This window comes from Pseudochrobactrum algeriensis, assembly GCF_018436245.1.
Lineage (GTDB): Bacteria > Pseudomonadota > Alphaproteobacteria > Rhizobiales > Rhizobiaceae > Pseudochrobactrum > Pseudochrobactrum saccharolyticum.
On the sequence record NZ_CP075361.1, the window covers coordinates 114872 to 135586 of the forward strand.

13 protein-coding genes and 1 riboswitch are annotated in these 20715 nt (G+C 52.8%); of the genes, 9 read left to right on the forward strand and 4 right to left on the reverse strand.

Annotated elements, in window-relative coordinates; genetic code table 11:
• Window positions 1-14: 14 nt before the first annotated feature.
• The gene (locus KHQ09_RS02730; RefSeq protein ID WP_213596136.1) at window positions 15-2444 is read right to left on the reverse strand and encodes a transglycosylase domain-containing protein; all 2430 of its coding nucleotides are present in this window, start codon (window positions 2442-2444) and stop codon (window positions 15-17) included.
• A gap of 402 nt (window positions 2445-2846) precedes the next feature.
• Between KHQ09_RS02730 and KHQ09_RS02735 the strand changes: the two genes are divergently transcribed.
• Complete coding sequence (locus KHQ09_RS02735; protein WP_213599748.1) at window positions 2847-3875, forward strand: acyltransferase family protein; 1029 nt, start codon at window positions 2847-2849, stop codon at window positions 3873-3875.
• A 188-nt stretch (window positions 3876-4063) separates the two neighbouring features.
• Here the strand turns inward: KHQ09_RS02735 and KHQ09_RS02740 are convergent, their stop codons facing one another.
• Window positions 4064-4684: a ribonuclease D gene (locus KHQ09_RS02740; RefSeq protein WP_075654058.1), complete on the reverse strand. Its 621-nt coding sequence runs from the start codon at window positions 4682-4684 to the stop codon at window positions 4064-4066.
• Window positions 4685-4766: 82 nt separating this feature from the next.
• Window positions 4767-6158 (reverse strand): dipeptidase, encoded by a 1392-nt coding sequence (locus KHQ09_RS02745; protein ID WP_213596138.1) that lies wholly within the window; start codon window positions 6156-6158, stop codon window positions 4767-4769.
• 497 nt (window positions 6159-6655) lie between these two features.
• Between KHQ09_RS02745 and polA the strand changes: the two genes are divergently transcribed.
• The 8 genes from polA (at window position 6656) to KHQ09_RS02780 (ending at window position 18088) form a co-directional block, all read left to right on the forward strand.
• Window positions 6656-9598 (forward strand): DNA polymerase I, encoded by a 2943-nt coding sequence (polA, locus tag KHQ09_RS02750; RefSeq protein WP_213596140.1) that lies wholly within the window; start codon window positions 6656-6658, stop codon window positions 9596-9598.
• A gap of 349 nt (window positions 9599-9947) precedes the next feature.
• A complete protein-coding gene (locus tag KHQ09_RS02755; RefSeq protein ID WP_213596142.1) occupies window positions 9948-11786 on the forward strand; it encodes a DEAD/DEAH box helicase in 1839 nt (612 codons plus the stop codon).
• A gap of 145 nt (window positions 11787-11931) precedes the next feature.
• A complete protein-coding gene (locus tag KHQ09_RS02760; RefSeq protein WP_338019225.1) occupies window positions 11932-12867 on the forward strand; it encodes an Ldh family oxidoreductase in 936 nt (311 codons plus the stop codon).
• Window positions 12812-12943: a hypothetical protein gene (locus KHQ09_RS18525; protein WP_338019226.1), complete on the forward strand. Its 132-nt coding sequence runs from the start codon at window positions 12812-12814 to the stop codon at window positions 12941-12943. The genes KHQ09_RS02760 and KHQ09_RS18525 overlap by 56 nt, the downstream gene beginning before the upstream one ends.
• A 208-nt stretch (window positions 12944-13151) precedes the next feature.
• Window positions 13152-13350: riboswitch (cobalamin riboswitch) on the forward strand.
• A 169-nt stretch (window positions 13351-13519) separates the two neighbouring features.
• Window positions 13520-15439, forward strand: a complete 1920-nt coding sequence (locus KHQ09_RS02765) for a TonB-dependent receptor plug domain-containing protein (protein WP_213596144.1) — start codon at window positions 13520-13522, stop codon at window positions 15437-15439.
• Between the two features lie 101 nt (window positions 15440-15540).
• Window positions 15541-16314 (forward strand): ABC transporter substrate-binding protein, encoded by a 774-nt coding sequence (locus KHQ09_RS02770; RefSeq protein WP_213596146.1) that lies wholly within the window; start codon window positions 15541-15543, stop codon window positions 16312-16314.
• A complete protein-coding gene (locus KHQ09_RS02775; protein WP_213599750.1) occupies window positions 16314-17318 on the forward strand; it encodes a FecCD family ABC transporter permease in 1005 nt (334 codons plus the stop codon). The genes KHQ09_RS02770 and KHQ09_RS02775 overlap by 1 nt, the downstream gene beginning before the upstream one ends.
• A complete protein-coding gene (locus tag KHQ09_RS02780; RefSeq protein WP_213596148.1) occupies window positions 17315-18088 on the forward strand; it encodes an ABC transporter ATP-binding protein in 774 nt (257 codons plus the stop codon). Before KHQ09_RS02775 ends, KHQ09_RS02780 begins: the two co-directional genes overlap by 4 nt.
• Before the next feature lie 49 nt (window positions 18089-18137).
• Here KHQ09_RS02780 and gyrB read toward each other — a convergent pair whose 3' ends face one another.
• Entirely contained in the window at window positions 18138-20609 is a 2472-nt protein-coding gene (gene gyrB, locus KHQ09_RS02785) for a DNA topoisomerase (ATP-hydrolyzing) subunit B (RefSeq protein WP_116086275.1), read from the reverse strand.
• Window positions 20610-20715: the final 106 nt, after the last annotated feature.

Genomic DNA, 20715 nt, shown 5'->3' on the forward strand with positions numbered 1-20715 from the left:
TGGAACCGCTCTGATTATTCCCCGTTGCCCATAATCACGTCCAGCAATGTCGTGTTTTTGCGCACGGGTTGTCCGCCGACATCACCTTGCGGGCGCGGGCCGTCATAGGCCGGATCTCCGGCCACCGGCGGCGGTGCATTATTGCCCTGTGGTGTCTGTACCGGATAGCCGGAATTGTCAGGCAGAGGTGTCGGATAGCCTGAATTATCCTGAACCGGCGGCGCTGTATTTCTAACCGGTGCAGGGTTTTCCTGTACGGAGATCGGCGGTTGCGCAGGCTGATTTTGCTGAGACGGCAATTGCGCACCGTCAGGCTGGCGTGGTGCACCCGGCGCCGGTGGCCAGTAAGTGTCATCATTCTCCGGTAAGGCCGGATAACCGCTATTATCCAGTGCCGGTGGCTGCTGGCCGATACTGGCCGTTGCATCCGGCAGCTCGTCGCTACCACCCGGCAACACATTCTGAATTTCATAAGTGCTCGGCAGATCAGCAACCGGTACACCTTTGTGGGCGGCAGTCATGAAGGTTTTCCACGCCATCGCAGGCAGGCCGCCGCCGGTGACTTTCTTGGTCGGTTTGCCGTCATCATTGCCGAACCACACGCCGGTGGTCAGATTGGCCGTATAGCCGATAAACCATGCATCACGCGAGCTTTGGCTGGTGCCGGTTTTGCCTGCTGCCGGCCAGTTGCCGAATTTGGCACGTTTTGCTGTGCCGTCTTCAACTGTGCGGCGCAGCATTGCATTCATCATACCCAGCACCTGCTCGGTAATGATGCGTTGCTGTTGTTCAGCCGGATAGTCATAGAGGGTTTTGTCATCACCATCGGTGATTTTGGTAATCATATGCACCGGCGCACGGTAGCCGCCATTGGCAAAAGGCACAAAAGCATCGGTCAGTTCCATCAGGGTGACTTCCGAGGTGCCGAGCGCCAGTGAAGCATTGGTGGTGAGGGCAGACTGAATACCGAAACGATGGGCGGTATCGACCACGGCCTGCGGGCCGACTTCCATTACCAGCTGCGCGGCAACCGAATTGAGCGAGTGAGACAGAGCTGTAGCCAGCGTTACTTCACCGAAATATTTGCCGTTATAATTGCTTGGCGTCCATTTGCCGATGCGCACCGGCGCGTCATTGCGGATGGAATCCGGTGTGCGTCCCTGTTCCAGTGCAGTCAGATAGACAAACGGTTTGAAAGTGGAGCCGGGTTGACGGCGGGCTTCCGACGCGCGGTCAAACTGGCTGTTGGCATAGTCATAGCCGCCGATCATCGCACGCACGGCTCCGGTGCCGTCAATGGAGACGAGGGCGCCCTGACTGACATCCATTTTCTTGCCGTTCTGCGAAATCAGATCACGAATGGCCTCTTCACCAACCTTCTGCAAATCCAGATCAACAGTGGTATGAATGGTTACATCGCTTTTGGTTTCACCGATCAGCTTCGGCAGTTCCGACAATACGGCATCTGCAACATAATTTTCCGACCCTGACCAATAGGCAGCGGCACGTGTCGGTGGTTCACTTTCGGCAATGGCTTGTTCTTTGAGGCCGATCATGCCCTGATCGCGCATGGCAGCCAGTACCAGTTTGGCACGATCATTTGCAGCTTTCGGGTCGCGGGCAGGCGAGAGGCGTGACGGTGCTTTCAGCAGACCTGCCAGTGTGGCGGCTTCGGTGAGGTTCACATCCTTGGCAGATTTATCAAAATAGCGCCGTGAGGCGGCATCCACGCCATAGGCCCCGGAGCCGAGATAAACACGGTTGAGATACATCTCCAGAATCTGGTCTTTGGTGTAAGTATGCTCAAGCCACAAAGCGAGCATCACTTCCTGCACCTTACGTTCCAGTGTTCTGTCCGGTGAAAGAAACAGGTTCTTGGCCAGCTGCTGGGTGATGGTAGAGCCACCCTGTACTGCACGACCTTTGGTAATATTGGTAAAGACGGCGCGACCGAGACCAATCGGATCAACACCATAATGGGAATAGAAACGCCGGTCCTCAATGGCGATGACCGCTTGCGGAATGAAAGGCGACATTTCCCGCAAGCCGATAGCCTCGCCACCGGTCGTGCCGCGATTGGCAATCAGCTTGCCGTTCACATCGAGGATTTTGACATTCGGCGGACGGTCAGGAATGGCCCAGTCGCTGGTCGGCGGCATTTTGGCAGCGATATAGATCACCACACCGGCAAGGGCGATACCGCCCCACAACATCAGGACAAATGACCAGTAGAACAGACGACGCAGCCAGCGGAACGAACCGGAAGCTTGCTCTTGCTTTTTTGATTTTCGGGGAGCGCGTTCAGGGCGCGGTGCACGTTTTTTGGACGCGCTGCCATTCACACGGTCACTCTCATCAATGCGCATTTCATCTTTATTGGCAGGCGTCTCTGGCTTTCCGAAGGACGGTTCTATGCGTCGGTCTTTTGAATCTCTGGAAGCCATATGCGTTGGTAAACCTGCTTAAAAAATTGAATAGCTGTGCTTTGCACCGTAATTGAGGCAGTTTAAAGAGCAGTAAAGTTTTGCTAACAGTATAATGCTGTCATCAGGGCTTTGAAATTATGCTTTGTATTCAAGAGTGTACTTAAGAGCGCATCCCGAAAAACGTGCAGTGGTTTTCGGTGAAAGATGCGCGTAATAGCAAATGGACAGAGCATTCTGATATTCTGATTAAAACTGGAAATGCTCCAGCTCATTTAATGCAGGCTGCACACGAAAATACTATTCAGCTTTTGTGATATTTCATTATAGAAAACAGGTTAAACTGGTTCAGATAGGTATAGCGTGACACAACGGATTGACTGGGTCGATATCGCCAAAGGGATATGCATCATTTTTGTTGTGATGATGCATTCAACGCTGGGTGTGGAAGAGGCCGCCGGTCAGACCGGCTGGATGCATAATGTTGTCGCCTTTGCCAAACCGTTCCGTATGCCGGATTTCTTTCTGATCTCCGGCCTGTTTCTGAGTGCGGTGATCGACCGATCGTGGTTGCGCTATCTTGACCGTAAAGTCGTGCATTTCCTGTATTTCTACGTGCTGTGGCTGACCATTCAGTTTGTTTTTAAAGCACCGGGCATCATGGCCGAGGGCGGCGTTTCCGCTGTCGTCAGTGCTTATCTGATGGCCTTTATCGAGCCTTTTGGCACGCTGTGGTTTATTTATATTCTGCCGTTTTTCTTTCTGGCGACACGTTTCATGCGTGAGGTGCCGCATTGGCTGGTATTGACTATGCTGGCCATTCTGGAAATCCTGCCGATCCATACCGGCTGGATCATGATTGACGAATTCTGCTCACGCTTTGTCTATTTCTATGCCGGTTATGCACTGGCACCGCAGATTTTCCGTATGGCTGAATGGGTGGCGCGCAACAAAATGATTGCCGTAACCGGTCTGCTGCTCTGGGCTTTTGTCGAATATCAGATGGTGTTCACACCTGTACCGGAATTCGGCCAGTCGCTGCTGAGCGGACAGGCATGGCAGGCAGGCGGTCTGGGCGGCTATAGCGAATTGCCGCTGGTCTCGCTGTTCCTCGGCTTCCTCGGCGCGCTGGCGATTATCAGCGTATCATCGCTGCTCGCCTGTTTAAGTTCAGCGAATATTGTGCATCGGGTGCTTAGCTATCTGGGCGCGCATTCCATTGTTGTTTATCTGGCATTCTTCCTGCCAATGGCTGTCACCCGCACAGTGCTGCTGAAAACAGGTATCATTACCGATGTCGGCACGATTTCGCTGCTGACTATGGCGATGGGCGTGATCCTGCCGGTCATTCTCTATGTGCTGATTGATAAAACCGGCTACGGCCGCTTCCTGTTCGCACGGCCGCAATGGGCGATTATAGACCGCAGCGGGACTGTTCCGGTGCGTGTATAAAACAGATCATAAAAAGCCCGCTTAAAGCGGGCTTTAAATTTTACAGCGGTTCCAGTTAAGGCTGAATTGTTGGAACCGCTGTAATTATTTGTTTTGACGCATTATCCGACGCATCGCAGCAGGAAAAGAAATCAGTCCTGCGAACTGATTTCCCTGCGGAGGCGCTTCGCACTTTTGCTGGAAATGCTCTAAGCGTGGGCGAAAATGTCCTGTTCGTCCCAGCCCATCAGATCAAGTTCTGCGCGGGTTGGCAGGAATTTAAAGCAGGCTTCAGCCTGTTTTTCGCGACCATCGCGTTGCAGACGATATTCCAGAACTTTTTTCAGACGATGCAGATAGAGAACATCGGACGCTGCATATTCAAGCTGCGCCTGAGACAGGGTTTCCGCTGCCCAGTCAGAAGACTGTTGCTGCTTGGAAATGGATACTTCCAGAAGCTCCGAGCAGATTTCTTTCAGGCCGTGGCGATCCGTATAGGTGCGGGTCAGTTTAGAGGCGATCTTGGTGCAGAAAACCGGCTGCGGCATCACGCCGAATGTATGTGCCAGCACTGCCAGATCAAAACGGCCGAAATGGAAGATTTTAGTGATCGAACGGTCTTTGAGCAGCTTGACCAGATTAGGGGCTTTTTTCAGCCCTTTTTCGATCTGAATAATATCCGCGGTGCCGTCACCCGGTGAAATCTGCACAACGCACAGACGGTCACGCAGAGGATTGAGCCCCAGCGTTTCCGTATCAATAGCGACGGAATCCACCTGATAATTATCAAGATCAGGCAGATCGTTTTTATGAACGCGGATAGTTGTCATTGAAAGTTCCGTTATCTTATTTCTTTGAAAGTGCAGCGAGAATGCGCGCCCCTTGGCGACACTTGCCGCCAAAATTCTGGCCTCACTTGGCGGCAAGTGCCGCCAAAATTCTAGCCCATGAACGCTGGCCTTTATGGAAGGAGGATAGCTCGTATTTTTCATTCGGGGAATGGATGCGGTCATCTTCAAGGCCGAAACCGACCAGCAGGGAATCCATGCCGAGGAATTTGTCGAAGTCACCGACAATCGGAATAGAACCGCCCATGGCAATCAGCACCGCAGGGTTCGGCCATTCGTCGGACAAAGCCTGTTTGGCCTGTGTCACCAGCGGTGAATCATAGGAAAGCTGGATAGCCGGTGAACCGCCATGCGGGTGGAATTCCACGCGGCAATCGGCAGGCAAACGGGCTTCGACAAATTTGCGGAAATTGGCGCGGACTTTATCCGGATCCTGCTTATGTACGAGGCGGAAGGAAACTTTGGCCGATGCTTCTGCGGCGATCACGGTTTTGAAACCTTCACCGGTATAGCCACCGATCATGCCGTTGACTTCAGCAGTCGGGCGCGCCCATGTCTGTTCCAGAACGCTGCGTCCCTGTTCGCCCGATGGTACGGAAAGACCGATAGGACCGAGGAAATTCTCAGGGGTGCGGCCGAGGCCTTCCCATGATTTGAGAATCTGGCTCGGTGTTTCTTCCACGCCGTCATAGAAATCTTCTACGGTCACGCGACCGGTTTCATCATGCAGGTCAGCGAGAATTTTTGACAGTACATGCAGCGGGTTGGCTGCTGCGCCACCGAAGAAACCGGAATGCAGGTCGCGGTCAGCGGCTTTAATGGTGATCTGTTCACCTACCAGACCACGCAGACCAACACAGATTGCCGGTGTATCACGGTTCCACATTGAGGTGTCGCAAACCAGAGCCACGTCGGCTTTGAGTTCTTCTTTGTGGCTGTCGAGGAATGGCTTGAGCGATGGTGAACCGGATTCTTCTTCACCCTCAAACAAGATGGTCACTTTGACAGGTAACTGGCCGTGGACTGCTTTATACGCGCGGCAGGCTTCGACAAAAGTCATCAGCTGACCTTTGTCATCGGATGTACCGCGACCGGTCAGGATTTTACGGCCGGCTTCAACTTCTTTAACCGCAGGATCAAACGGATCATTTTCCCAGAGATTCAGCGGATCAACCGGCTGCACATCGTAATGGCCGTAAAACAGTACATGCGGGGCATCTGCCGTTGCACCTTCATGATGGGCAACAACCATCGGGTGACCCGATGTGTCGCGCACACTTGCATCAAAGCCAATGCTCTTCAGATCTTCTACCAGCCATTCCGCAGCTTTGCGGCAGTCGGCTTTAAAAGCCGGATCTGTCGAAATGGATTTAATGCGCAGAAGATCAAACAGATGATCGACACTGTTGTCGAGATTCTGATCGAGGTGCTGAAGAACAGGTTCAAGTGCTGACATGTTACCCTCATGAAAAAGCATGCTTCGACTCGCAAAGCATGAATGTGTTTTTAAAGTCCGGACGGTTTTAGCGTAAATGGCCGGAGACTGTACAGGGATGATGTCGGGCATTTGCTGTAAAAGTGGGAACGGCTTTTGCGTAAACACAATGCGCAACAATAAATGGCAATTGTTGTCTTTAACCGGAAAAGCAAAAGCCGTTACGGTGAGGGGAACCGTAACGGCTTGTAATAAATGGTGGCAGCCAGAGGGGGGGGAGGCTACCACCCCGGTTTTCCGGCGGGGGACATGCCGAAAAACGGAAACCGACAATGTTGTCGATAGGGCTAATGTGGCCAGAAAAAGTGGCAATACAAGGGCTGAAACGCGGCGTATCAGTCACAAAAAAGTTATTGCTTATAGGGCGCCGGACAGGGCGGAAGATAAGCGAGGATTATTTCGTAACGAGCGATATGGCGTGATTTCTTTTTTCGCTCTTATGCTTTACATCTTTTACCATGAAAAAAGGTGATCATCTCTTCCTCGTCGACGGCTCCGGCTATATTTTCCGCGCATATCACGCCTTGCCGCCACTCACCCGCAAATCAGACGGTTTGCCGGTTGGTGCGGTGTCCGGTTTCTGCAACATGCTGTGGAAGCTCCTGAAAGATGCGCGCAATACGGATGTCGGCGTGGTGCCGACCCATTTTGCGGTTATCTTCGATTATTCGTCACAGACTTTCCGTAAGGAAATCTATCCGGAATATAAAGCCAACCGTACTGCCCCGCCGGAAGATCTGATCCCGCAATTCGGCCTGATCCGTCAGGCCACTCATGCTTTCAACCTGCCTTGCATCGAAAAAGAAGGCTATGAAGCGGATGATATTATCGCCACCTATGCCCGACTTGCCGAAGAGGCCGGTGCGACTGTCACCATCGTCTCATCAGACAAAGACCTGATGCAGCTCGTGACCGAACAGGTCTCGATGTATGACGGCATGAAGGACAAGCAGATTTCAATCCCTGAAGTGATTGAAAAATGGGGTGTGCCGCCGGAGAAGATGATCGACCTGCAATCGCTGACCGGCGATTCAACCGATAATGTGCCTGGCATTCCGGGTATCGGGCCAAAAACTGCCGCACAATTGCTGGAAGAATTCGGTGATCTGGATACGCTGCTTGCCCGTGCCTCCGAGATTAAACAGAATAAACGCCGCGAGAATATTATCGCTTTTGCGGATCAGACCCGCATTTCGCGTCAGTTGGTGACATTGAAGAATGATGTGCCGCTGGAGGTCGATCTTGATGGTCTGATGCTGGAACCTCAGGACGGACCGAAGCTGATCGGCTTCCTGAAGGCGATGGAACTGACCACGCTGACCCGCCGTGTGGCTGAGGCCACAGATACGGTTGCGGCGGAAATTGAGCCGATTACTGTGGAGACAGAATGGGGTGCGGAAGCACGCGGTCCCGATCTTGATCGCGGCACGGATATTGCTGAAGCTTCGGCACCGGAAAAAGCGGTTGCGACTGTAAGTGCAGAAAGCAACGGCCAGCTGATGCGGCCGCAGACGCTGGTGGAAGCGCGCAAAGCGCAAGGCGCATCAGCCAAAATTGATCATTCTGCTTATGTTGGCGTTACCGATATTGCGGTGCTGAAAGACTGGATCGATCAGGCGATTGATCAGGGTTTTGTGGCTTTTGACACCGAGACAACCTCGCTTGATCCGATGCAGGCGGAACTGGTCGGTTTCTCGCTGGCTTTGGCGGCAGGCAAAGCCTGTTATGTACCGCTGACGCATAAATCCGGTCAGGGTGATCTGCTCGGTGGCGGACTGATTGAAGGGCAGATTCCGCTGGATACAGCGCTTGCAGAGCTGAAGCGTCTGCTGGAAAATCCGTCTGTGCTGATTATTGCCCAGAATATGAAATATGACTGGCTGGTCATGCATCGTCTTGGCATTGATATTGCGCGTTTTGATGACACGATGTTGCTGTCCTATGCGCTGGATGCAGGCACCGGCACCCATGGCATGGATGCACTTGCTGAACGCTGGCTTGGTCACACAACAATTCCTTATAAGGAAGTAGCGGGTACCGGAAAATCGGCCGTGACATTTGACATGGTGCCGATTGATCGCGCCATCGCCTATGGTGCGGAAGATGCCGATGTCACATTGCGCCTGTGGCAGGTGCTGAAACCGCGTTTGGCTGCGGATGGCATGGCATCGGTCTATGAGCGGCTGGAGCGCCCGCTGGTCGAAGTGCTGGCGCGGATGGAGGAGCGTGGGGTCAGCGTTGATCGCCAAATTCTCTCCCGCCTTTCCGGCGATCTGGCGCAGTCGGCTGCGGCCATTGAGGATGAGATTTACACGCTTGCCGGTGAGAAGATGAATATCGCTTCGCCAAAGCAACTCGGCGATATTCTGTTCGGAAAACTCGGGCTTCCGGGTGGTTCCAAAACTAAAACCGGACAATGGTCAACCTCGGCGCAGGTGCTGGAAGATCTGGCGGCGGAAGGCCATGAGCTGCCGCGCAAGATTGTGGACTGGCGCCAGCTCACCAAGCTCAAATCCACCTATACGGATGCACTGCCCGGTTATATTCATCCGCAGACCAAGCGGGTGCATACCTCCTATTCCATGGCGGTAACGACCACAGGACGTTTGTCTTCGTCAGAACCGAACCTGCAAAATATTCCGGTGCGCACTGCTGAAGGCCGCAAAATCCGCACAGCCTTTGTGGCGCCGCAGGGTAAAAAGCTGATCTCTGCTGATTATAGTCAGATTGAACTGCGTGTGCTTGCACATGTGGCCGATATTGCGCAGCTGAAAAAAGCCTTTGATGACGGTATCGATATTCACGCGATGACGGCATCTGAAATGTTCGGCGTACCCGTAGAGGGCATGCCTTCTGAAGTGCGCCGCCGCGCCAAGGCGATTAATTTCGGCATTATTTACGGTATTTCGGCCTTTGGTCTTGCCAATCAGCTGTCGATCCCGCGTGAAGAGGCAAGTTCCTATATCCGTACCTATTTTGAGCGTTTCCCCGGTATCAAGGATTATATGGAAACAACCAAGGCTGCTGCGCGTGAACAAGGCTATGTCGAGACTATTTTCGGCCGCCGCATTCATTATCCGGAGATCAAAGCCAGCAATCCGCAGGTGCGGGCGTTTAATGAGCGAGCTGCGATTAACGCGCCTATTCAGGGTTCGGCGGCAGATATTATCCGCCGTGCGATGATCCGCATGGAACCGGCACTGGCAGATGCAAAGCTCGATGCGCAAATGCTGTTGCAGGTGCATGACGAACTGATCTTCGAGGTTGATGACGCACAGGTTGACGCGACCATTGAAGTGGTGCGTGAGGTGATGGTCAATGCGGCAATGCCGGCTGTTTCGATGACTGTGCCGTTACAGGTTGATGCCAGAGCCGCGCAAAACTGGGATGAAGCGCATTGATCTTATGCAGTTAATGCAGTAAGAGGCACCAGAACATGTTGCAGAACTCCGGTTTTGCAACATAAGCGCCTTAAAAAGCGAAAGACTGGTCTGCTGTGCGGAATAGATTGTAACAATCGCCCGTTGCAGGTTGACCTCTATGTCATTCGCCTTTACGTAGCGCAGCATCATCACTTATTGTTGTTTGCTTATTTACGTTACCGGTCACGGATGTGTGAAAGCATGGTATACGGCTTTTTGCCGTTTCATCATGAATGAAGCCAGGGATGGGACATTTGCTTCTGAAACTTCAGGGCAAATAATGTCGGGGCCAGTTGATGCGTGGGTGAGCCATTGCTGAAAGTCATTCATGACCTTGCCTTCTACTATTGCACCAGCCCTTGCCGGTGCGCTCAAAGCTCGTGGCTATGAGGAACTGACCTCCGTTCAGGAAGCTATGCTGACGCCTGACAATGACGGTCGCGATCTGCTGGTTTCCGCTCAGACCGGCTCCGGTAAAACTGTTGCTTTTGGTATTGCCATGGCAGCTGATCTGCTCGAACAGGGCGATCGTCTGGAAGCCCCGCGTGCACCATTGGCTCTGATTATTGCGCCGACACGCGAACTGGCTTTGCAGGTTGCCCGCGAGCTGGAATGGCTCTACGCACCAACCGGTGCCCGTATCACCACTTGTGTTGGTGGTATGGATATCCGCACAGAACGCCGCAATCTGGAACGTGGTGCACATATTATCGTGGGTACACCGGGTCGTCTGCGCGATCATATCACACGCCGTGCGCTGAACATGTCTGATCTGCGTGCTGTTGTGCTTGATGAAGCCGATGAGATGCTTGATCTCGGCTTCCGCGAAGATCTGGAATTCATTCTCGGTGAAGCTCCGGAAGATCGCCGCACACTGATGTTCTCGGCAACGGTTTCCAAATCAATCGCTTTGCTTGCCAAGCGTTTCCAGAAAGATGCTTTGCGCATTACTGCAACCGCCAGCCATGAAAAACACGCTGATATTACCTATCAGGCAATGATTGTGCCGCCGCATGAGCGCGAAAACGCGATCATCAACACGCTGCTCTATTATGATAATGTTAACACTATTATCTTTGCTTCCACCCGTGAAGGCGTGAAGCATCTGGCAAGCCGACTGAGCAATCGTGGGTTTTCGGTTGTGGCGCTGTCCGGTGAATTGTCACAGGCTGAACGTACCAATGCGCTGCAATCCATGCGCGATGGCCGTGCCCGCGTTTGCGTAGCAACAGACGTTGCTGCACGCGGTATTGATCTGCCAAATCTTGATCTGGTTATTCATGCCGATCTGCCGAATAATGGTGAAACATTGCTGCACCGCTCCGGTCGTACCGGTCGTGCCGGCCGTAAGGGCACCTGTATTCTGGTGGTTCCTTTCTCCCGCCGCCGTTCGGCTGAGCGTCTGCTGCAAATGACACGTCTGGATGCCAAGAGCATTGCAGCGCCGACCATTAATGCGGTTCAGGAAAAAGTTCGTGAGGTTATCCTCAGCAACGAACGTCTCAGCGATGAAATTCCTGAAGACATGCAGGAACTGATGCGCGAATTGCAGGCGCGTTATACGCCTGAACAGATCGCAGCCGCTTATTTGCGTCGTGAAATCGAAAGCCGTCCGGCACCGGAAGACGTGTCTGAAGGCCCGGTACGCGCTTTGGGCGCACCGGCACGCGAACGTGGTGAACGTGGCGAGCGCTCCGAGCGTGCTCCGCGTGAAGACCGTTCCTCCTTCAATGGCGGTGCATGGTTTACACTGTCGGCTGGTCGCAAACATCGTGCCGATCCGAAATGGATTCTGCCGCTGATCTGTAAAGCCGGTCAGGTTTCCAAGGGCGATGTTGGTGCAATCCGTATTCTTGAAAACGAAACCCGTTTCGAGATTAACAGCGAAAAAGCCAAAGAATATTTTGCGACTGTTGAAGAGCAGGGTACAGGCGAAAAAGGTCTGGTTATCCGCACTTCAACCGCACCTGAGCAGGAAAGCCGTGGCCCGCGTTCTGATCGCGGTGGCGAACGCCGCTTTGATAAACGTGGCGGCGACGATAAGCCGGGCTGGGGTGCACCGAAAGGCAAGTCCCGCTTTAAAGGCGGCGAAGGCAAGCCTTTTGGCGACAAACCAAAAGGCCCGCGCAAGCCACGTGAAGGCGGCGACCGTAAGTTCTCCCGCTGATAATTAAGCTTTGAAGAACCCGCTCTCTGAGCGGGTTTTTTATTTTCATAAGGTAATAACTTGCTGTTTGGTAATGGTTGGGCTAGGTCTCTGATATATTAGATTGCCTTTGGGCAAAATTACATGCAGGGAGGATACCGCAGCCATGACCGCAACCATCACAATTACGCTCGATGAAGCTTACAATCTAGCGGAAAAGACCTTTATCAAGCTTGGTCTCTCCGAGGAACATGCGCAGGCCAATGCGCGTTTGCTGCAAAGTTGCCAGCGTGATGAATGCGACTCTCACGGGCTTTATCGGGTTCTGAGTTGTGCTCAAACCATTAAAACCGGTGCTGTGGTATTGGATGCGGAGCCCGTAGTGGAAGACCGTGCCGGCGGTATTGTCGCGGTAGATGCCAAAGGCGGTTATTCTTTGCTGGCGCTGGAAAAAGGCCTGCCGATGCTGGTGGAGAAAACCCGTAAACTCGGCATTGCCGCGATGGCGATCAATCATTGTGTGCATTTCTCGGCTCTGTGGCCGGAAGTGGAAATGCTGGCAGAACATGGTCTTGTCTCGCTGACAATGGTGCCGAGCCATTCATGGGTTGCACCTGCGGGTGGCAAAACCGGTGTGTTCGGTACCAATCCGATCGCTTTTGGCTGGCCGCGTGCAGGCAAATATCCGTTTGTTTTCGACTTTGCCACCAGTGCTGCGGCACGGGGTGAGATTGAACTGCATCGCCGTGCAGGTAAACCGATCCCGCTGGGCTGGGCAGTTGATAAAGATGGTGAGCCGACAACCGATGCCGAGACTGCACTGCAAGGCGCGATGCTGACATTCGGCGGTTATAAAGGTTCGGCTCTGTCTGCCATGGTCGAACTACTGGCGGGGCCGCTGATCGGTGATATGCTGAGCCTTGAATCTCAGGAGTGGGATAATGGCCGCGGCGCAACACCGAAACACGGGGGAAATCGTGATTGCCTTGAATCCGGAGAGTTTCCTCGGCGCAGCAATGGCGGAACATATGGCGCGGGCGGAGAAAATGTTCTCGGCGATTACAGATCAGGGGGCACGTCTGCCATCGCAGCGCCGCTATGAAGCCCGTGAACGCAGTCTGGCCAATGGCACGGTGACAATTCCGCAGAAGCTTTACGATGATATCCGTGCGCTGTAACGGCTAAATCGTCTAGAGCGCCGTGTGCCAGACTTGGCACACAAAGGTCGCTCTAACACTTTAAAATTAGAGCATGATTTTACCTTAAACTGATCCAAGTTTAAGGAATTATGCTCTATCATTTTGAAACTGCGGCACAAGTATCACGCCCCTTTGAAAAACGCAGTTCATAATTGCTTAAGAATTGACCGTGAAGCGGTGCATTGTTATCGCTTTACATGGAAAAGGTTTTGTCTGGGCAGCATTGTTTCAGACAAATGAAAAGGGAACACGGTGCTTAATCCGTGACTGCCCCCGCAACTGTAACGGTGAGCGGCCTCCGGTAAGCCACTGTCTGAGAGGACGGGAAGGCGGAGCGTTCGTGATGACCCGCAAGTCAGGAGACCTGCCTTTTCCGGTCACCAGCCGGTGCACGAGGGGTGCGCAGGCGCGGACGTCCGTGACGGTGACATTGTTAAAATGTTGCCGTATGCGGATAAGTGACTGTTTATTCAGCCTGTCTCAAATGCGGTTTGTATCATTCAGGGCAATGTAATGCGGATAAAGCGTGCATTGTCTGATCTATGGCGGGACAGCATGACACGCAATTTGTTGCAGCATAAAAAATCCATTTTGGTACTCGGAACGGCTTTGACAGTTTTCAGCCTTGGCAATGCGGCGCTGGCGCAAGAGAAAAAGCAGGAACCGGTACAGCTTAAAGAAATTCTTGTGACAGCCGGACGCACGCCGATTGAAGAAGGCAAGACCGGCCGTGCTGTAACTGTGATTACCGGCAAGCAGCTTGAGCAAAATCAGGTGCGTTATGTGGCCGATGCGCTGCGTATGGTGCCGGGTTTTGCCGTGTCGCGCTCAGGCTCCAAGGGCGGCATGACCAATATTCGTGTGCGCGGTGCTGAAGCTAACCATCTTCTGGTGATGGTTGACGGCGTTGAAGTCAGTAGTGCTGAGGGCGGTGCATTCGATTTCGGTGCTATTCAAGCTGATGACATTGATCGGATCGAGATTTTGCGCGGCCCTCAGAGCGCGTTTTGGGGGGCAGGTGCTGCGGCCGGTGTGGTGAATATCATCACCAAAGGTGGCAAGCGCGACGGCTTCAAAATCAGCGGTGCAACGGAAGCCGGCAGTCAGAATTCATGGCTCGGTGGTGTGCTTTTGCAGGGTGGTGCAGAAAATTATGATATGGCGCTGGCCGCCTCCTACCGCCACACCAAGGGTTTCAATATTTCCGATATTGGTGATGAAAAAGACGGCGACACCAATCTGACATTGAACGGTAAGGTCAATATTGATCTGTCTGACACTGCTAAGTTGGATGCGACTTTACGTTACATGAAAAATCGCACGGATCTTGATGCTGACCCAGTTTGGAATCCCGATCCGGCTGATTCATTAAACAATTATGGCCAGACATCTAATCTATTAGGATCGGTTGGGTTGACATGGACTGGTCTTGAGGATGCTTTAACTCAAAAACTGCGTTTTACAGGCAATTCGATACATTATAAGAACGTCACGCCTATGTTTCCTGTATATGAAACGAAAGGTCGGCGTTATACCGGTTCTTATCAGGCAAGCTATGTTTTTGATACGCCAAGTTTTGCAGATGCTCATCATACGATTACCGGTGGTATCGACTGGAAGCGCGAGACATTTTCGACAACAAAAGATTATGAACGCGATAGTTATGGTTTTGTTGGTCAGTATAATGGCGAATTCTGGGATCAGTTTTATTTAAATTTAGCTTTGCGTCATGATCTGAATGATGAGTTTAAAGACGCAACGACTTATTCAGTGAGTACCGCTTGGGCTATTCCAGATACAGACATGCGTTTGCACAGTTCTGTCGGTACTGGTGTCAGAAACCCCGATTTTATCGAACAGTTTGGCGTCTTTTACTTCGGCCCTGAAGGCTTTGTAGGCAATCCAGAGCTGAAGCCAGAGCATAATTTGGGGTGGGACATTGGTGTTGAGAAGAGTTTATTTGATGGCAGGCTGCTTCTGGATGCAACGTATTTTAACAACCGTTTTCGTGACAAAATCAGTCGCAATGGCAATAAACTCATTAATATACCAGGGATAACGCGTACACACGGTGTTGAACTGTCAGCTACGTTAAATCTGACTGATGGTTTGACTGCAGGAGCAACTTATACTTATACTTCTGCTAAAATGGCAGATAACAAAGATTTAGTGCGAGTGCCGCGTCACTCCGGTTCTGTGAATGTGGCTTATACATTCTATGAGGATCGTGCCCGTTTGTTTGGCGAAGCTGTATTCAATGGCAACATGAAAGATAATAACGTTGGCACATTTCCGGTATCTGTTGTGACATTGGACAAATATACCGTTGTTAATATCGGCGGCAGCTATAAGTTCACAGATAAGCTTGAAGGTTATGCCCGTATCGAAAACCTGTTCGATAAAAAATATCAGGAAGTCTACGGCTATAATACACCGGGTCGCGGCGCATTTGCCGGTTTGAAAGCCTCTTTCTGAGAATGGTGCGTTTAACCGCCCTCATCAGTTTTACCAAAAGGCAGGCCGTTCTCGCGGCCTGCCTTTTGTGCTTCTGCATCTTACCGGTGCAGGCGCAGGTAATGCCGAAGCGGGTGGTTTCGCTCAATCTTTGTACGGATATTCTGGCGCTGTCACTGGCCGATCCGTCTCAGATTGTCTCTGTCAGCCATATTGCGGCAGATCCGGTTTCTTCGCCAGTCGCGGCGCAGGCTGGCAGCTATCAGCTCAACCGTTCCGGCCTTGAGGAAATACTGGCGCTGAAGCCCGATCTGGTTTTGGCTTCAGTCTATACAGCACCGGATAAGCTCGCGGTTCTGGAGCGAGAAGGCATAAGGATTGAGCGTTTCGGTTATGCGCAGAGCTTTGCTGATATCCGCCAGCAGATCACGCAAATGGGGCAGGTACTCGGACAGCAAGACAATGCACAGGCACAAATTGCTGAAATTGATCAGATGCTTGGGTCTTTGCAGAAGAATACACAACCGGTAACTGCGCTGCTTTATGAGCCTAATGGTTATACCTCCGGCGTGGGAACATTGTCAGATGAGATTATGAAACTGCTGGATATTACCAATCTTGGTGCCAGTGACAGCAGACTGGCAGCAGGGCGTGTATCGCTGGAGGATCTCATTCGCCTGAAGCCGGATATGATTGTCGAGCCTGAATTTTATGAGAAGCCGGCACTGGCCTATCAGAATTACCGGCATCCGGTTATGCAAGCACTGGTCAGTGATCAGGGGCGTAAAACGCAGCATGTGGCTGTGCCTGCGCGCAGTTGGTCGTGCGGTTCAGTCTATACGCTGGAAGCAGTGAGAATTTTGCAGCGTGCCAGACAGGCAAACGGAGAGCGATGATGGATCAGAACCGGCGTTATTATGGTCTGTTGCTTGCGCTTGGCGTGGTGCTGATTGCCTTGTTTGTCATCTCGCTGCTGACCGGTTCGTCCTCCATCAGTCTTATGCAAGGGCTGTCCGGCCTGTTCGGGGTGGGGGATAGCGATACCGTATTGATCATGCAGCAATTGCGGCTTCCCCGTGCCTTACTAGGCTTGATGATCGGGTTGACATTGGGTCTGTCCGGTGCAGCTTTGCAAGGTTATTTACGCAATCCATTGGCGGAGCCCGGATTACTTGGCGTTAGTTCTTCCGCCTCACTTGGCGCAGTGTTGGCGCTTTATAGCGGACTGTCTTTGCTGTTTCCTTTAAGCCTGCCGCTGATGGCACTGGGTTTTGCATTTATAGCAGTGATATTGGTGCAGTTTCTGGCAGGTGGCAGCGGCTCTACGATTACGGTTATTCTGGCCGGTGTTGCAGCCTCGGCCTTTGCCGGTGCGCTGACATCACTGGCACTGAGCCTTGCGCCCAATCCTTTTGCCCTGATGGAAATTGTCTTCTGGATGCTCGGCTCCTTAAATGACCGTTCCATGAGCCATGTCTGGCTAGTGCTGCCGTTTATGAGTCTTGGCTGGCTCATGCTGATCCTGTCCGGCCGTTCACTGGATGCGCTGACTTTGGGGCAGGAAACTGCAGCCAGCATGGGTGTTGATTTGCGTAAAGTGCAGTTTCTTGTGGTGGCAGGTACGGCAATGAGTGTCGGTGCGGCAACGGCTGTGGCAGGAGCAATTGGCTTTATCGGGCTGGTGGTGCCGCATGTCTTGCGCCCCTTTGTTGGTTCGCGCCCGTCGCGTCTGCTACCGGCTTCGGCACTGGGCGGAGCGGTTATGTTGCTGGCAGCTGATATTTTCGTACGCCTTATTCTGCCGGAGAAGGATCTGAAACTCGGTGTTCAGACGGCTTTGATCGGTGCGCCATTCTTCCTGCATCTGGTGTGGAGATTGCGCAAAGGAGCAGAAATTTGAGTCTGTTACGCGTTGAAAATCTCTCGGTTTCCCGCCAGAAGAGCATCATAATCGACGGAGTTTCTTTCACCATAGGTGAAGGCGAGTTTGTCGGTCTGATCGGCCCGAATGGTGCAGGAAAGTCCACGCTGCTGCGTGCTTTGCTGGCGCAACTGCCTTATCAGGGTTTAGTCACCTTAAACGGGCAGGAAAGCGCGCAGCTTAAAAGCGTAAAGCGTGCGCAGTTTCTGTCCTATATTGCGCAGGATCGTGAGATTAGCTGGAATATGCGCGTTGAGGCTGTGGTGCAGCTCGGCCGTCTTGCCCGTCTGCCGCAATTCTCCGGCCTGAGCAAAGAGGATCAGCACCAGATTACTTCTGCCATAGAAGTGCTGGAGATTACTCATCTGCGCTATAAACCGGCGCGGGAATTATCCGGTGGTGAACAGGCACGGGTTCTGATAGCCCGCGCCATTGCACAGGACACACCTTTGATGCTGGCCGATGAGCCGGTGGCAGGGCTTGATCCGGCACATCAGCTTGGCCTGATGCAGATTTTCCGTGAGCTTTCCACACGTGGCCGCAGCATTATCTGCACATTGCATGATCTGGGGCTGGCCGCACGCTGGTGTACCCGCCTGCTTTTGTTGAAAGACGGTTGTCTGGTGGCTGATGGCACACCGGCGGATATTCTGCGTGAAGAGGTGATCCGCGATCTCTATGGGGTAGAGGTGTATCGTACGCAAACACCGGACGGTCTGATTATCCAGCCGACACATATTGTAAGATAAATAAAAAACGCCGGAATTTCCGGCGTTTTTTATGATTATGCAAAATGGATTAAACGTCCAGATTGGCAACGCTGAGCGCATTGTCCTGAATGAACTCGCGGCGTGGTTCCACTTCGTCACCCATCAGGCGCGAGAACAGAGCATCGGCGCTGGTCGCATCGGTCACTTTTACCTGCAGCAGCGAACGTGCATTCGGATCCAGCGTGGTTTCCCAAAGCTGCTCGGCATTCATTTCGCCAAGACCTTTATAGCGCTGCAGTGACAAGCCTTTGCGACCGGTTGCAAAAACTGCTTCCAGAAGCTGAAGCGCACCGGAAATGGTTTCGCTCTTATCTTTGCGGCGCAGAACCGGCGGCGTGGAATAAACCTCATGCAGACGTTCGCTGAAACGATCCAGCTGACGGGCATCGGCAGAACCAAGCAGCGCCATGTCGATAATTGCGGTATCTTTTACGCCGCGCAACATACGTTCAAAGCGGAAGCCTTCTTCCGGTGAATAGGTGCCGCTCCAGCCGCGTTCCATATCTTCGGCGATCATGTCGAGGCGTTTGGCAACAGCGTCGGCCAGAGCCTGTGCTTTCGCAGGATCGTTGGACGCTTCCACATTCATCGCACCGGCAATCACGGCCTGCTCGATCACTGCACGGTCATAGCGTGTATGTAGGCCGTTCAGCACTGTGCGCAGATTGCGGGCATCATTGATGATCGACAGCAGATCGGCACTGGCACGGACTTCACCATTGCCAAGTTCCAGAGTTGCTTCTTCGAGGCCGGTTTCAATGAGGAAGTCCTCAAAGGCAGCTTCGTTCTTGATATATTGCGAAGACTTGCCACGTGTCACTTTATAGAGCGGCGGCTGCGCAATATAGATATGGCCGCGCTCAATCAGCTCCGGCATCTGACGGAAGAAGAATGTGAGCAGCAATGTGCGGATGTGAGCGCCGTCAACGTCAGCATCCGTCATGATAATGATTTTGTGGTAGCGTAGCTTTTCCGGATTGAAGCCGCTGGTCTCGTCCTTACCGATCGAGGTGCCGAGCGCGGTGATCAGCGTGCCGATCTGGTCGGAGGAGAGCATACGGTCAAAACGGGCGCGTTCCACATTGAGGATCTTACCGCGCAGCGGCAGAATGGCCTGATTTTGACGCGAGCGTCCGCCCTTTGCAGAGCCGCCAGCCGAGTCACCCTCAACGATGAAGATTTCGGACTTGGCCGGATCGCGTTCCTGACAGTCTGCCAGCTTGCCCGGCAGCGAGGTGATGTCAAGTGCACCTTTACGGCGTGTCAGATCGCGGGCTTTACGCGCCGCTTCACGCGCGGCAGCCGCTTCCACAACCTTGGACATCAGCACTTTGGCTTCACTCGGATGTTCTTCCAGCCATGTGGCCAGCGCTTCGTTAACGAGGCTTTCCACGACGGGACGAACTTCCGAAGACACCAGCTTGTCTTTGGTCTGGGATGAGAATTTCGGATCCGGCACTTTTACCGAGAGCACTGCTGTCAGACCTTCACGGCAGTCATCACCGGTCAGATTAACTTTCTCTTTCTTGGCAATGCCGGAGCTTTCCGCATAGCCGGTCATCTGACGGGTCAGCGCACCGCGGAAACCGGCCAGATGCGTACCGCCGTCGCGCTGCGGAATATTATTGGTGAAGCACAGCACGCGCTCATGATAGGTGTCGTTCCACCACATGGCGACTTCAACGGTCATGCCGTCTTTTTCGCTGATAATATAGATCGGATTTTCAAGCAGTGCTTTTTTGGACTGGTCGAGATATTTGACAAATTCCTGCAGACCACCGTCATAATGCAGAACCTGCTCAATCACATCCGCATGGCGCTTATCAGCCAGTTTGATGCGCACGCCGGAATTCAGGAATGCCAGTTCGCGCAGACGGCGTTCCAGCGTCTCATAGCTGAATTCAACCATGGTGAAAGTGTCCGGCGACGGCAGGAAGCTGACTTCTGTGCCGGTTTCATCGCCTGCATTGCCGGTTTCCACCAGCGGTGCATCAGCTACACCATGGGTAAAACTCATTTCATGAATTTTACCGGCGCGGCGGATTTTAAGCTTCAACCAGATGGAAAGCGCGTTCACCACGGAAACGCCCACGCCATGCAGACCACCGGAAACCTTATAGGAGTTCTGGTCGAATTTACCGCCTGCGTGCAGCTGGGTCATGATAACCTCAGCGGCAGACACGCCTTCTTCCTTATGGATATCGGTCGGAATACCGCGGCCGTTATCGGTTACAGTGCAGGAACCGTCGGCATTCAATGTCACGGTAACCAGTGTCGCATGACCGGCAAGCGCCTCGTCAATCGCGTTATCCACCACCTCGTAAACCATGTGATGCAGGCCGGAGCCGTCATCCGTATCACCGATATACATGCCCGGGCGCTTGCGCACCGCATCAAGCCCTTTCAGAACGCGGATGGAATCCGCGCCATATTCAGGATTAGTCGCATTGATATCTGCGGAAAGGTTCTCGCCTTGAGGATTTTCAGTGGTCTCGCTCATGAAAGACTTTCGTTAGCGTTGCCGTAAGGCTTATGCCGTCCGGTAAAAAATTTGGCTGATTATAGATTCCGGCTTACCGGAACGGGCCGGAAAGTGCTGAAACGAA